Origin of the sequence: Klebsiella sp. Q11 (assembly GCF_964241505.1) — a bacterium.
Taxonomy (GTDB): Bacteria; Pseudomonadota; Gammaproteobacteria; order Enterobacterales; family Enterobacteriaceae; genus Klebsiella; species Klebsiella michiganensis.
The window spans coordinates 83147-95923 of the sequence record NZ_CAXSXW010000018.1; the positions used below are offsets into that span (position 1 = coordinate 83147).

General features: G+C 56.2%; 20 protein-coding genes and 3 pseudogenes. 2 read left to right on the plus strand and 21 right to left on the minus strand.

Annotated features, from left to right (window positions below; genetic code table 11):
* Positions 1-2: 2 nt before the first annotated feature.
* The 10 genes and pseudogenes from ACESQ2_RS24305 to psiB form a co-directional block, all read right to left on the minus strand.
* Positions 3-533: an antirestriction protein gene (locus ACESQ2_RS24305; RefSeq protein ID WP_032716647.1), complete on the minus strand. Its 531-nt coding sequence runs from the start codon at positions 531-533 to the stop codon at positions 3-5.
* 684 nt (positions 534-1217) lie between these two features.
* Positions 1218-1364, minus strand: a complete 147-nt coding sequence (locus ACESQ2_RS24310; protein ID WP_032700834.1) for a hypothetical protein — start codon at positions 1362-1364, stop codon at positions 1218-1220.
* A gap of 93 nt (positions 1365-1457) precedes the next feature.
* Positions 1458-1805, minus strand: a complete 348-nt coding sequence (locus tag ACESQ2_RS24315) for a hypothetical protein (RefSeq protein ID WP_032700835.1) — start codon at positions 1803-1805, stop codon at positions 1458-1460.
* Between the two features lie 25 nt (positions 1806-1830).
* On the minus strand, positions 1831-1989 hold the full coding sequence (locus ACESQ2_RS24320; protein WP_162180130.1) for a hypothetical protein: 159 nt from the start codon (positions 1987-1989) through the stop codon (positions 1831-1833).
* 56 nt (positions 1990-2045) lie between these two features.
* Complete coding sequence (locus ACESQ2_RS24325) at positions 2046-2321, minus strand: hypothetical protein (protein WP_032700867.1); 276 nt, start codon at positions 2319-2321, stop codon at positions 2046-2048.
* A gap of 818 nt (positions 2322-3139) precedes the next feature.
* A complete protein-coding gene (locus tag ACESQ2_RS24330; protein ID WP_004118961.1) occupies positions 3140-3421 on the minus strand; it encodes a helix-turn-helix transcriptional regulator in 282 nt (93 codons plus the stop codon).
* Positions 3402-3731: a type II toxin-antitoxin system RelE/ParE family toxin gene (locus tag ACESQ2_RS24335; RefSeq protein WP_004118963.1), complete on the minus strand. Its 330-nt coding sequence runs from the start codon at positions 3729-3731 to the stop codon at positions 3402-3404. Before ACESQ2_RS24335 ends, ACESQ2_RS24330 begins: the two co-directional genes overlap by 20 nt.
* 208 nt (positions 3732-3939) lie before the next feature.
* Positions 3940-4138 (minus strand): annotated as a pseudogene (locus ACESQ2_RS24340) (theronine dehydrogenase); the annotation flags it as partial.
* A complete protein-coding gene (locus ACESQ2_RS24345; RefSeq protein ID WP_004118966.1) occupies positions 4135-4863 on the minus strand; it encodes a plasmid SOS inhibition protein A in 729 nt (242 codons plus the stop codon). The gene ACESQ2_RS24345 and the pseudogene ACESQ2_RS24340, both read right to left, overlap by 4 nt.
* Positions 4860-5291 (minus strand): conjugation system SOS inhibitor PsiB, encoded by a 432-nt coding sequence (gene psiB / locus ACESQ2_RS24350; RefSeq protein ID WP_004118968.1) that lies wholly within the window; start codon positions 5289-5291, stop codon positions 4860-4862. The genes ACESQ2_RS24345 and psiB overlap by 4 nt, the downstream gene beginning before the upstream one ends.
* Positions 5292-5599: 308 nt before the next feature.
* Here psiB and ACESQ2_RS24355 point away from each other — a divergent pair.
* Positions 5600-5843, plus strand: a pseudogene (locus tag ACESQ2_RS24355) (hypothetical protein); the annotation flags it as partial.
* Between the two features lie 273 nt (positions 5844-6116).
* On the opposite strand, the gene ACESQ2_RS24360 reads toward ACESQ2_RS24355, so the two are convergent.
* From ACESQ2_RS24360 to ACESQ2_RS24375, 4 genes are all read right to left on the minus strand, one after another.
* The gene (locus ACESQ2_RS24360; protein WP_032700843.1) at positions 6117-6680 is read right to left on the minus strand and encodes a trans-aconitate 2-methyltransferase; all 564 of its coding nucleotides are present in this window, start codon (positions 6678-6680) and stop codon (positions 6117-6119) included.
* Between the two features lie 48 nt (positions 6681-6728).
* The gene (locus ACESQ2_RS24365) at positions 6729-8036 is read right to left on the minus strand and encodes a DUF3560 domain-containing protein (RefSeq protein WP_086544384.1); all 1308 of its coding nucleotides are present in this window, start codon (positions 8034-8036) and stop codon (positions 6729-6731) included.
* Positions 8037-8161: 125 nt separating this feature from the next.
* Positions 8162-8392 carry a hypothetical protein gene (locus ACESQ2_RS24370; RefSeq protein WP_032700845.1) on the minus strand — a complete coding sequence of 77 codons (231 nt, stop codon included), beginning with the start codon at positions 8390-8392 and terminating at the stop codon, positions 8162-8164.
* Between the two features lie 128 nt (positions 8393-8520).
* A complete protein-coding gene (locus ACESQ2_RS24375) occupies positions 8521-8769 on the minus strand; it encodes a hypothetical protein (RefSeq protein WP_223306709.1) in 249 nt (82 codons plus the stop codon).
* 92 nt (positions 8770-8861) lie between these two features.
* Here ACESQ2_RS24375 and ACESQ2_RS24380 point away from each other — a divergent pair.
* Positions 8862-9074 (plus strand): annotated as a pseudogene (locus ACESQ2_RS24380) (hypothetical protein); the annotation flags it as partial.
* Between the two features lie 110 nt (positions 9075-9184).
* On the opposite strand, the gene ACESQ2_RS24385 reads toward ACESQ2_RS24380, so the two are convergent.
* The 7 genes from ACESQ2_RS24385 to ACESQ2_RS24415 all read right to left on the minus strand — a co-directional run bounded on the left by ACESQ2_RS24385 (position 9185) and on the right by ACESQ2_RS24415 (position 12654).
* Complete coding sequence (locus ACESQ2_RS24385; RefSeq protein ID WP_074172513.1) at positions 9185-9430, minus strand: DNA polymerase III subunit theta; 246 nt, start codon at positions 9428-9430, stop codon at positions 9185-9187.
* A gap of 185 nt (positions 9431-9615) precedes the next feature.
* Positions 9616-9807 carry a hypothetical protein gene (locus ACESQ2_RS24390; protein ID WP_032700847.1) on the minus strand — a complete coding sequence of 64 codons (192 nt, stop codon included), beginning with the start codon at positions 9805-9807 and terminating at the stop codon, positions 9616-9618.
* Positions 9808-9884: 77 nt separating this feature from the next.
* Positions 9885-10313 (minus strand): antirestriction protein, encoded by a 429-nt coding sequence (locus tag ACESQ2_RS24395; RefSeq protein WP_032700848.1) that lies wholly within the window; start codon positions 10311-10313, stop codon positions 9885-9887.
* 169 nt (positions 10314-10482) lie between these two features.
* The gene (locus ACESQ2_RS24400; RefSeq protein WP_042946295.1) at positions 10483-11268 is read right to left on the minus strand and encodes a hypothetical protein; all 786 of its coding nucleotides are present in this window, start codon (positions 11266-11268) and stop codon (positions 10483-10485) included.
* A gap of 53 nt (positions 11269-11321) precedes the next feature.
* Positions 11322-11741 carry a DUF1380 family protein gene (locus ACESQ2_RS24405; protein ID WP_032700850.1) on the minus strand — a complete coding sequence of 140 codons (420 nt, stop codon included), beginning with the start codon at positions 11739-11741 and terminating at the stop codon, positions 11322-11324.
* 11 nt (positions 11742-11752) lie between these two features.
* The gene (locus ACESQ2_RS24410; protein WP_032700851.1) at positions 11753-11974 is read right to left on the minus strand and encodes a hypothetical protein; all 222 of its coding nucleotides are present in this window, start codon (positions 11972-11974) and stop codon (positions 11753-11755) included.
* A complete protein-coding gene (locus ACESQ2_RS24415; protein ID WP_032700852.1) occupies positions 11974-12654 on the minus strand; it encodes a DNA methylase in 681 nt (226 codons plus the stop codon). The genes ACESQ2_RS24410 and ACESQ2_RS24415 overlap by 1 nt, the downstream gene beginning before the upstream one ends.
* Between the last annotated feature and the right edge of the window lie 123 nt (positions 12655-12777).

A 12777-nucleotide genomic window follows, 5' to 3' on the forward strand; every position in this document is an offset into this window, starting at 1 on the left:
GACTAACCAATCGCACGCCAGATTAAATGACGTTCGGGATGCTGGATAATGTTGACATAATTCCTCAACGCATCCTGCCGGGACACAAGATGATGACAGATCCGTGCATATTCCGGCCCCATTTCTGACACCTGCCAGGACAGACTGTTCATCACCATCAGCGTGGCAATAATTCCTGCTGCATCGGCGCTGAATTCATTCTCAAAATAATTCTCAGGGATGTTCATCCTGTAACGTTGCTCACCTTCCGGCGCAATATATCTGGTCTGGGTGGTGATGAACTGGATACGGTTTGGTGCAATATTCCCACCGACACCCTGCGGAATAATCCAGTAAGACCAGAAACCACCGTCGTAATCGGAGTGCTGGCGTAACCAGTTATCTGCCATATTATCCGCAGACGGGGTAAAAAAGAGCGCCTGGATAAAATCCAGACACGCCTTGTTATCGGTCACTGCACAGCGCAGATATTTATCTGTTTTAAATTGTTCGTCTGATTCACGAGTGGCGGTGTTGACGTGTATTGTGTGCATGCTGGTTGTCTCCTTCGCGTTTTATTAAATCGTTCGACTTCATCACTGAGCGGCAAAGGGCAATTTGCAGCTGACGGGGAGTAAATAAAGGGGCGCGAAGCGTTTATATACCCTTTATTTACGCCACGGGCGATGCTAAAAGCCGCCCTCCGCGAAAGATGATGTCGGGCGATATCGCGCAGAATTGAGAATGCACACAACCCTGAACGTCAATCCGGTCTTTATTGGATTCACGTTCAGGCCAAAGAATGGCGGGTATTTATCGCCACGGTGAGAGCGGCGCATCCTGATAGGGATGCAGCAAGCGAGATTTTGAATTTGCGTCAGGATGGAAGCCCGCAGGGCAGAGACAGCCTGCTGGCTCTGTTCACGACAGCCGTGTCCCTAAAGGGACGACGCCCGGGTCAGTATTTATTTAATCTCTCACCAGAGATAAATTCCGGAAGAGATAAACAGCAGCATGCAGGAAGAGATGTAACAGGGATGAATAAAGAATATTGATGAGATAACGCCGCGCCGGAGTAATACCGGCGGCGCGTAGCGCAGCCGGTATTATTCTGCACCGCAGGTGCGCGGCCTTTTCCTGCAGTCGGGCAGGTTATCCCCTGCCCTTCCGGTTATTTACGCGGCCTCCTTATTTTACCTCCTGAAAAAGCCACCCCTTACGGAGCGGCAGGTTTCACATCACGCCAGACCGAGGCCGCTGTAGACCACGGTCAAAAACTGTTGCCAGTATTCCAGGCGCATAGCGGGGACGTGGGCACGCTTCCCGCTGCGTAAAGCATTTACAAACGCGTTTGCCTGTGCGACGATTTGCGGGTCAAATTGCATGGTTTAATCTCCATGTTGGTTTTACATATGCCGGATGCAAACTTTTGCGGGTACGTATCCGGCGCGGAATGAGCAGGCGAAAGCCTGCTTTTTTCATTTCTGGAACAGGTTAAATCCCTCCTTTATGCGCGTTTTAATCTGCGCATGGCTCAGGTTGCACACATCCCGCAGCCGGAAATATCTGGCTCCATAGCGGGCATAAATCTCTGCCACGTCACCGCAGACCATTTCCTGCAGCATGAACGTCTCCCAGCCGCCGTTCTCACTCGTTGACCAGTTGAGCGGGTACATCAGGCCCAGCGCATCATGGAAGGCGTGAACGTCGATTTCAGCGGGCGCTTTCACCGCCGCTTTCTGGCGACTGAGCCAGTATTCATGCTCGGCTTCGGCAGTCACCTGCATTCCCGGACGGGCTGAAGATTCGGTGAGGTGTAAGTACATAGTTTTCTCCTTCTGGTTCAATTGGTTACTTCACGCCTAAACGCCGGAACATATCTGCGATAATGTTTCGACGTGCATATGACGCACCGGCAGCTTTCAAATCAGCCAGGACATTAAAGGCATAGCTGGCGCTCTTTCCGTGAAATGCCAGTACCTTTGCTGCGATCGGTTCCGGGCAGGCCATAACCCATCTTTCGGTAGATTCAAAAGCGGCGGTGTTGACGTTGTTGTTTTGTGTGTTCATAGCTGGTTGTCCTGGATATTGAAGCCTGCACGCTCAATCAGGCGCACAAACTGTTTGAAATGATCCGCTTCAGCCACGTTGATATGACAGAACTGCTTATCCACGCCACGGCTGAGGGCATAGCCATAGCTGAAGCTCATTTTTTCCGGGTGGCTTCTGCGATATTTTTTCAGCGCAACAAGGCTGCTGAATTCCATGACGTCCCACTCTTCCTCTGAGTTTTTTGGCTTATCAGCAACGAGGATCGTGTATGACACGGCTTTTCCCCCCATCTTTCTGGAAGATTCTTGAGCGGCGGTTTTGACGTTTCGTGTGTGCATTCTGGTTTTCTCCTGTGGTGATGGTTGTCCATCTCCCTGGTGAGTTCTCTCGCGGCACAGGGCAAAGGAGCAACGCTGTAAGGAGGAGAACAAGGGGCGGAGACAAAAAGTTTTTGCGGTCCCTGGCAAAAAGTTTTTGGCGGAGTTTATTTACCCCTTGTGCGACGACACGGCGGTGCTACGACCAGCCCTCCGCGTGAGGACACACGGGGGATGGCCTCACCGGGGGGACAGGATGCACACACCCGACACGTCGGAACGGCGTGGCGCCATAAAAGTGACGGCAGCTTTATCGCCGGCACGGTGAAAGCGGCGCATCCTGACAAGGATGCAGCAAGCGTGAATTTGAATTTGCGTCAGGATGGAAGCCCGCAGGGCAGAGACAGCCTGCTGGCTCTGTTCACGACAGCCGTGTCCCTAAAGGGACGACGCCCGGATCGGAATTCATTGGGTTCGCCTGTAAGGATAAATACCGGAAGGGATAAAAAGCAGCATGCCGGATGAGATATAACAGGGATGAATAATTAATCATGATGAGATAAGCCCGCGCCGTAATAATACGGGCGGCGCGTAGCGCAGCCGGTATTATCCGGCACCGCAGGTGAGCAGCCTTTTCCCGCAGTCGGGCAGGTTATCCCCTGCCCTTCTGGTTATTTACGCCACCTTCTGTCATGCCCTGTCTGTGAGAATCGATACAACACATGCGCATAATTGCTATAAGACAAAATGCTGGGGCTGACAGAAACAAAAGGCCAGCCCCGGCCGGTTGCTCAGTACAGTGCAATGACAGGCTTCTTGATACCGCAGGCATGAGCGTATCGGGTCAGCGTGTCAATGCTGGCTTTGGTGATGTTGTTTTCCAGGCGGGAAATAACCGGAGGTGTAACCCCCATGCGTTCAGCAACCTGCGCTTTTGTCAGGTTGTCATGCTTACGCCATTCTGCCAGCAGCTCTCTGAGCTTCTCCTTGCGTTCTTCTTCCTGCCATGCAGCGCGATATTCATCGTCCTGCATCCACTCGCTATGCAGTTCTTTATGGCTTACCAGTTTCATTGAGTACCTCCGCTAAACGCTTTTTGGCGAGATCGATTTCTTTCGCTGGCGTTTTCTGTGACTTTTTGATGAAAACCCGCAGCATAATGATGGTATTGCCTTTGTGGTATACCCATATGCCCCTGGCGATGTCCGTCCCCATCGTGCGGATCTCGAAAAGTCCATCGCCCAGAGGCCTGGTGTCTGGTTCCCGCAGCAACCGGGCATCATATTCCAGTTTGCCGATGAGACGGTCAAACTTCACCCTGATTTTTACGGGTAATGCTGTGGCTTCTTCCCTGGCATCCGGATGATAAACGACGCTAAACATGTGACCTCCCGTTTCCTGTATATTAACCTACAGGCTAATTTCAATCAAAGTAAAGTTAACCTATAAGCTAATTTTCTGGCAGTTATCTTAGCGGCCTGGTCATTATCACGGACTGAAAGAATTTTTACGTGCCTGTGGCTTTTCAAATGGCTACGATGGATTGCCCGGACAAGGCCAGTATTTCGATAATCCAGGGGTGGATTTGTTCTGCTTGCCTTTGTCCGGGCACCAATCTAAGCGGCACGCTCTGCCTCCCAAAGAGAAAACCCACGCACACCGCATATCCTGCGCCCGCCACCCAGCGCGACATGATCGATTAGGGAGCAGGTTTCCCGGCTTCCACGACGTCGGAGACCAGTTTATGCGGTCCGGTCCAGTTTCCAGCGCGGGGAATAGCGCCACTTCATCCGCGGCTCCGGTGTGTCAGCTTGTTCGGGACCTGCCAGCGTTCTGCCTGACGCACAGACTCCGGTGTCTCTCTCACAATGAAGCTGATTTCATGCATGACACCATACAGCGGCTCCCCGGCATCCCGCAGCCAGTCCAGGGAGACCAGCGAGGCAAACCGCGATCGCCAGTTCCAGAAGGCAGGCTCCAGATCCCGCGCGTCAAACTCGTCAGCCCACTGGCGGTACCAGGTGTTAACGGTCTCCGGTGACTGAAAGTTAAGCTCCGTGATAGCCTGCCCCAGCAGGTTCTGTCGCAGCAACCAGGTATGTGCTATCTCTTTGCCTTCACGCCGAACTCTCCGGGTGAACGCAATATTTTCACGCTGCATCCGCCGATCGGTTCGGGTGTGAATCACTTCCGGAAAAAGTTCAGCCTGAACATCGGTTGTCAGCGGCAGCGGGCAGCATTCCCCCTGACTGGCAATCAGCGTATCCAGTGCCTCTTCCACCTGCTTCAGATTATTCAGCCGGTCTTTCGGATCACGGTGCAGGCCGGGAATACTCCGGGCGACGGCGCTGTTAATTCGACTGCAACCGGTCAGCATGCGCAGGAACGTGCGGACATGGGGCATCGAGGGCAAACGAGCTCCCCGAAACCGGGCGTCTTCCACGAACATGATGGCCTGCAAAGCAGCCTGGCGTGCAGGTTTCAGGGTCACAATGGCATGGGATGAGGGGATCACAGTTCGCCCTCCTGAGCCAGGGTGCTGATGATACTGGCAAAGGAATAGCCGTCAGTATCGAGACACGCTATCAGTGCCAGCGTGTGGGAGATCAACTCCGGGTTAAATGTTTCCATGCTACGAACAACGGAGAACGGCTGGCCGCCACGGGTCACAAAAACGACCATCCAGCGCGTACTCAGCTCTCCCGGACTGCAGACCGCCACATCAAAATGACCGTGAGAGGGGGAAAAACGGATCTGTACCGGAAAGAATCCGCCGAATTCACTTTTGTACTCTCCGTTGACGTCCCAGCTCTCCGGACAGGACAGATCCCGCATCACGGCATGGGTGAGTTCACGGCGAAAATCTTCACCGGCGGCGCGGTAGTCTTCCAGCTCTCCGGCGAACATGGTTTTCAGGACATCGGTGGTAATGATCGTGTGCATAGGTTTCTCCTTACCGCCGCCCCCCAGGGCGGCGTCTCCGTTATCAGGCGGCGCAGGCCGGGTTGTTATGGTCGGTGAACCTGCTGTTTTGTTCCCGGAGGTATGACCTTCACCCGTTTGAGAACCTTCGCCGCAAGGGCGTCAACGAGCACGGCCCGGTGCAGCTGTCCGGGGTGAGCGGGAAATTTTTTCCGGTCTAATGGAGAGAAGCGAAATGGCCGGAAAAAATTTATTGCGAAAGGCCACGCCGGCCCTGGACAGCCAGGCGGGTTGTGCTTGTCTCAGCCCCGGCGAAAGGGACTTAAACGGTGAAAAGGCACAGGAGAGGAAATGAGCAGGGACCCGCCGCAACGTCGGGGCGCGGCACGCGAAACGGCGGTGCCCCTTACAGCCCGGCGGTCACTGGCCGGGGTGCAGGGAGCGCAGGGCACGGCGCGACAGGGCGGCGCCTCCGGAACGGAGGCTGCAAGCCTGCCGTTGACGTTGCGTCATGGGATGGAAGCCCGACAGGGCGGAGACAGCCTGGCTGGCTCCGTTCACGACAGCCCGCCCGGACGCCCACTGCAGGACCTGAAATAAACGAAGAGCAAAAAGAAAAGCCGGCAGAAACAGATGGATGACCACGCTCCATCAGCGGCTCATCCGGAACAGGAAAAAAGGAACAACAGTAAACCAGAATACCAGAAGGAAGAGAGGGACAGGATGAACGCGGAGAGGGAGAGCCGGCGGCGCGTCAGCGCGGCCCGGTCCTCCTGCGCCGCAGGCGTGCGGCCTTTTCCAGCGCGGCCAGACGGGGGCACACTCCCCCGCCGGGCTAACCGGCTTTCAGGCAGCTATCCTGAGCAGAACAGTTGAAACGTCGGTATACGTGAATGTGCCTCGCGGCAATGGCTCCCAGACATCAGCAAGCGGCTTCAGTATGGATTGTTGTCGCGGCCCGTTCAGACAGACCGCAGTGACCACGCCGCCGGGTGCCAGCAGCGTCACTGCCCGCTGTATATGCCGGATATCCTGCGCATGGTTAAACGGTGGATTCATGATAATTTTGCTGTAGTGCTTTTCCGGCCGGTATTCCAGAAAATCACCCAGCCAGACGCTGACGCCCGGGAAATGATCCCGGAGATGGCAGACCAAATCCGCGTTCAGCTCCACGGCGTCACACTGTGCCCGTGGCGCGCCTTCCCTGACCGCCCGTAGAATGGCGCCCGTTCCGGCGCTGGGCTCCAGAACATGATCAGAGTCCACCACCTCCGCCAGACTGACCAGCCGACGACAGAGCGGATCGGGCGAGACAAACAGCTGTGAACTGGCCCGGATTTCTGTCACAGGCATCCGGTCATCCAGCCTGGCCCGCATCGTCTGAATACGCGCCCTGAGTTCTCTGTGCATAAGTCAACCTCCCTGATCTCCCCGGCAACCTGCCGGGGAGTCTGCCTGTCATTTTTTCGGAATTTCAACGGTTTTCATGTCAGTGATATAGACATTCACCAGCGTACAGCCGTGCGTCATGCAGCGGCGAAAGCGGTACGCGCCGTGCGTCTCAGTTTCGGCCACACCCCGGACAGCCTTATAGTCCCCCGGCATTCTGGCCCATTCGGCTTTGGTCATCTCCCGGGATCCCTCCCCCGGATAGTTGACGATCGGGGGACGTTTTGCGGCCTGTTTCGCGGTGCTGACCTCTTCGGCTGAGGGAGCTTTATAGTCAGTGATGCGGTCCGGGGTCAGTTTCATGGTGCCGCCGTAGCCCAGAAAACGGTAACAGGGAGTTTCCACCGAACTAACCTGACCATTGCTTTTGTTGATGCGGATGATGGTTAACCACTCGCCCCGGCTCAGCACCTGCCCGCCAGGCTCAAATTCCTGTGTCCGGGTGACCACACCGCCGCTTTCATCCAGCATGGCGCGCTCATAGCTCAGACGGTTGCGATAATGATGAACCCAGCGTTGCTGATGGCGGATTGTGCGTTCATGGCAGCGGATCGCAATATCCCGCGCCTGTTCAAAAGTAATGATGTCCTCAGACAGGGCAGAATGGAGAGACATCGAGCCCTCATACTGGCTTTTCTCTGCCGGGCGGGGGTATTTGTCTAGCGTGAAGCTGGCATAAATATGGTCATAATTACTGACCAGTAACGCCATTTTCAGATCAAGAGTCTGCGCGCGCCACATCGTCAGATACTTTTCAGACCGGGCAATGTGCTTTTCTGCCTTGCGTAATTCCGCCTCAATTTTTTTGATACGACGGTAACGCACATCCGGACGCTCTTTGTACTTCGCGTGCCGTAAAGAGGCCTGCGCGCGCTCTTCCCAGTATTCTGCGCGTTCGAACAGCATCACCGCGCGTTTCATACCGTTTTCAATCTTCTGCGCATCCCGGCGCGCGCGGCGTTCGCTGTGATGGCCAACCAGGATCGGCTGACCGAAGGGGATAGCCGACGCCAGCGCGTCCACATGCGCAAGCTCCCGCTCAGATTCACCGGCGCGTTTGTCGCTGTAGTCGTTAAAGCGTTCCGCGCGTTGCTCCTGACGGTCAAAGAGTGTGCTGTCTTCGTCCCCGATATCACCGGCGAGAGACAGTAACACATCCTCGCGGCCCGGTGTCCAGGCTGGCGCCACAAACAGTCCCTGTTTCGGCGCCCACCGGAACCCCGCATCATGCACTTTTTTATACGTCTCTTCATCGAGACGGAGCGAGGCATAAAGCCGCAACTTGTTATCATCCGGGGAATAGGTCCCCCGATACATCTGGCCGATCTCCTCTTCAGCGCCGGTCTGCGGGATAGTGTCAGCACTGAGTGTCTGTGCAAAAGCCTGAGTCATAACTTTTCTCCTTCCTGCGGTTGCCGCCCCTCGCGGGGCGGCTCACCTCATCAGTTAAATGCGCGTTTCAGTTCGAGCGTGCGGAGCACCTGCCCAAAAGCGGCGTTTTTCATCGCGGGGATATGAACGCCGCGCCCCTTGCGGTGACTTCTGGCGATATGACGGCCAAAAGCCTTTAACGCGGGGTCAATCTCCGGCGCGGGAATATCGGCGCGGAAAATGCGCGGATGACGGCGGGGCTTTACAGCCTCTGCGGAAGGTGAAACAATGGTAACGATCATTACGTTAACTCCTTCTGGTAGTTAATGAAGCCGTAGAACCGTTCGAGCGATTTTTACGGCGTGGATTAAGCAGGGGCTACCCTGCTTTTTTCATTTCTGCGGTTCGTTGTCTGCTTCTTCTGCCTCCTTTAATCAGCATCGTTTTTTTCCTGATTTTTAAAGAACATCACCCGTTGAGTTTCGGGAGCCGCGGTTTTGACGTTTGCGGGAACCGGCTGCGATATTCCCGATGGTATAAACTTCACCCGTTTGAGAACCTTCGCCGCAAGGGCGTCAACGAGCACGGCCCGGTGCAGATGTCCGGGGTGAGCGGGAAATTTTTTCCGGTCTAATGGAGCCTGCGGAATGGCCGGGGAAAATTTATTGCGAAAGGCCACGCCGGCCCTGGACAACCAGGCGGGTTGTGCTTGTCTCAGCCCAGGCGAAAGGGGCTTAAACGGGTGATGCACCAGGAGCGGAACAGAGCGGGGACCCGCCGCAGCGTCGGAGCGCGGCACGCGAAACGGCGGTGCCCCTTACAGCCCGGCGGTCACTGGCCGGGGTGCAGGGAGCGCAGGGCACGGCGCGACAGGGCGGCGCCTCCGGAACGGAGGCTGTAAGCCTGCCGTTGACGTTGCGTCATGGGATGGAAGCCCGGCAGGGCGGAGACAGCCAGGCTGGCTCCGTTCACGACAGCCCGCCTGGACGCCCGTCGTGAAAAAGGAACGTCAGGAACGGAAATTTTTTCCTTTTCTGTACAGCACAATGCTGTGCCAGGCTGAATTCAGGAAAGCAACCACTGGCCCACTCTCCTTAACTTTCTTCTGTCTTCTGATATTCAGGAGCATTTGCGCGCGGCAGCTGCTGACTGTTCAGTCTGTGAATACGCAATCTTTCCCGGAAATACTCACGGAGATGCCCAGGCTGTTCACGCTCCGCGAGTTCGGGCACAACAGGCTTGTTCATACGCTCCTGCCATGCGACGGCAGCGGCCGCTTTATCGACGGAGACTTTGTCCTGTTCTTCTTTTGAGAAAGAGGCGATATTCCACTTTGACATCGGCATTACCGGTTAAGAAACAACTCAGGAGAGAGTATCCCCTTTCGTCGATCTTATCGACCAGTAACGGAGAGAGCGTGTGCGGCGCCGCAGGCGCGGCGAAACGCCTCTCCGGCAGGCACAGCCTGCCAGGGTTTTGCGCGCGGGCAGACAGGCGCCCTCTCCTCCTGCGCCTGCCATCGTGCTTACCGTCCTTTTCCACCCTGTAAGATGAAATGACCGGCGAGATACACGGCACACTGACAGGTCATGTACTCGCAGATTTCATCCATGACCTGTGCGGTTGTCAGTTCCCGCTGACCGGCATCACGGCGGCGGGCATTAATCAGGGCTTTGTACTGTCGGAGTATTTCACGGGTTTCTGTTGCAATATTCATCGGTATTCTCCTTAACCGGCGGGATTTCCCCGCCGTGTATGATTCCGTTACTGGATACATGCCGTCCGGGTCGTTAATCAGTCCAGCGCGGCGTAAATGGCGTTGCATTCCGGGTGAAAGGTAATGTGATCCCAGATCTGGGCATCACGCAGCATGTAAAGGTGGGTCAGGGCCGGGTTACCGCAGTCATGCCAGGACGCCAGACGACGGTTAACTGCCAGGCTGGTCAGAATAATGCCCGCCGCGTCGGCACTGACGGTACGATCGAACCAGTTTTCACCGTTCACCAGATGAACCCGCCCGCAATCAGGCATCATGTAGCCACCCCCTTCTGGTAAGCGGATGAAGTGCCAGAAACCGCCGTCAACTTCAGGCATCCATTTTTTCGCCAGGGCATACACCTGTAATTCTGCGATCATGAAATCCGTGCCGAACATGTACGGCAGGAAAGAAAGCCGATCGGACTCTTCAACATTCAGGACAGGGCGCGTTGTCACATACTGCATGGTAAAACCTCCGTCATCACATGGACTGCGACACCGCCCGCACACGCACAGCACTGACAGAGTGGAAAGCTCTCAGGCAACGTCACGCAGGGACGGGGCCGAGGAAAAGCGGAGCCGGCGACAGCCTTATCCTTCCAGGATGCTCCCGGGGGCCGCAACCCCCGGCGGTTCACGACACTGACCGGATTGTTGAAAGGGCACTGCGGACAAAGGTGATTTCTGCGCGCGCTTCTGCCATGACCTCATGTAACAGGGATAAATCCATCCACCGGCGCGCAGGCTCTCCCGGTATCCGTAACACATCACATATCTGCCCACATGCCAGGATCTGATCCACTTTGTCGCTGATAACAAAGTACTCAACGGCACTGTAGCGCGCGCCTTTGTTCTGGAGGGCATCCAGTACCACCGGTACATTGTCGTCCTCTTCGTCCAGCCAGCAGGGCATATCACTTTCCTTCACAACCAGACGGAAATTTCGTGTCTGGCGGTAAAACAGCGTTTCCCCGCGCGTGGTCAGTGCGGCCTCAATCCGGCGCGCATCCTCCCGGACCTGCCGGGAAATATCCCGCACGGCACGAAACAGGCAATCCGTCACAGCCTGAATTTCAGGCTCTGTCAGCCATTCCCCGGCCCAGGGAAAGGTTATCTGTGTTCCGTCCTCCGGCAGTTGCGGCGCGTCGGCATAGCGGCTGCCGGATAAAATAATCTGCGCTGGCGTCCCGGCTATTTTTGTCATGGCAGTTTGCAGCGCTGCGGGTACTCCACCGGTACAAAGCAAAGGAAGCAGGTGAACAATAGCGGCCGCGTCCAGACGGACATAAATACTTATCCATCCCGGTTTATTTACCGGATCACGCTGGCCAACATCGGTATGGACCGGCCATCCGTAATCAGCCAGCAGATCACGTGCACGGCGCATCACAAGGGCGTTTAAGGTGGTGGTTTCCTGCATGGTATCTTCCTCGAAACAGGGTAATGACACGCCGCCCGGGCGGCGTGTGGATGTCAGTTTTTCAGTAATGCACGCACTTTTGCTGCATCAGCAAGGCGGTGAGTAACGCTTTCCGGCACAGGATAGTTACCGTCCCGGGCGGCCCATTCCCTGCCCCACAACGCCTGTTCCGTGGTGATGAGCAGGGTTTCGAGCAGGTCAGCCGGCACCAGGACTCCCGGAACGGCCTCTTTTACCTCATCGATCAGGTCCATCACCGCACCGGCAGACACACCCGACTCAAGCCGCTGGTCTTCCGGTATGGCGTCCATGCGCTCCAGCACCGCCTTTATGTCCTGTTCAGATACGACACATTCCATCCCACCGGCCAGCGCTTCGATATCCTCCGGGGACCAGACAATCAGGTTCAGCGGGGTTTCTGCGGGATAGAGCTCACTCAGCAACCGGCAGAGGGTTTCACAGGTTCCGTACATGGTTTTTCTCCTTAGTCCTTAAAGCAGGCATCCAGCTCAAGAATGTCGTTGTACGCCGCCATAAACAGGGCATTGATGCGAAAAAGCGTCTGGCGGGTCAGGCGTTCGGCCAGCACATCGGAATCAAAGCGGTAGCGGTGCTCCATGTTGTTCAGCGTTGCCCGCAGGTCACACATGTTGTTGGCCAGTCCCGCCACCTCTGCGCGCAGCTTTTCGTGTCCGGCATAGTTCATTACGCGGCCTCCGGATAAAAGACGTCGTTGGCGGCCGGGCGCTGCATGGCGCGCTGGACAGCTGACAGGCGGGCGATTCCGGCGTTGTGGTACTGCTCCATCAGTTCAATACCGATGTAACGGCGCCCAGCCTGGAGGGCAGCCACACAGGTGGAACCAGAGCCGGCAAACGGGTCGAGAACAATGGCGTTCGGGTGTGTGAAGCTCTCGATCAGCGGCTGAAGACTGGTCACTGGCTTTTCGGTCGGATGGTGGCGGTTGCCGCTGTATTTCCAGCCCAGCACGTCCGGCAGCGGGTCCTGCGGCAGAGGCGGACGGCCTTTTGCCAGGACATAGGCGCATTCATGGCGGTAGCCGACATAGGCGGATTTGGACGCGTAAGTTTTGGTGAACACCAGATGCCCGACCACGCTGAACCCGGCACTTTTCCACGCGGCCATAAAACGATCGACGCGGTTCCAGCCATAAAAACTGACCATCAGCGCGTCCTTTTTGAGTACGCGGTACATCTGATTGCAGGCAGGCTGAAGCCATTCGTCAGTTTTGTCGCCGGCGAGGGTGCGGCCGGAACGGTCACGGAAGCCGACCAGGTACGGGGGATCGGTCAGAATGAAATCGACGGCGCGATCGGGAAAGCCGCCCATAATATCGATACAGTTACCCAGGATAAAACGGGACATAGGGATACCTCGTGGTGACAGGGGGCACTCAGGAGGACGTCGGTACGACGTCCGTTCCCTGCTGCCCGGAGCCTGTACGCCGCGACCGGTAACGGGTCAAGCTGACCGTGGAATACCGCAGCC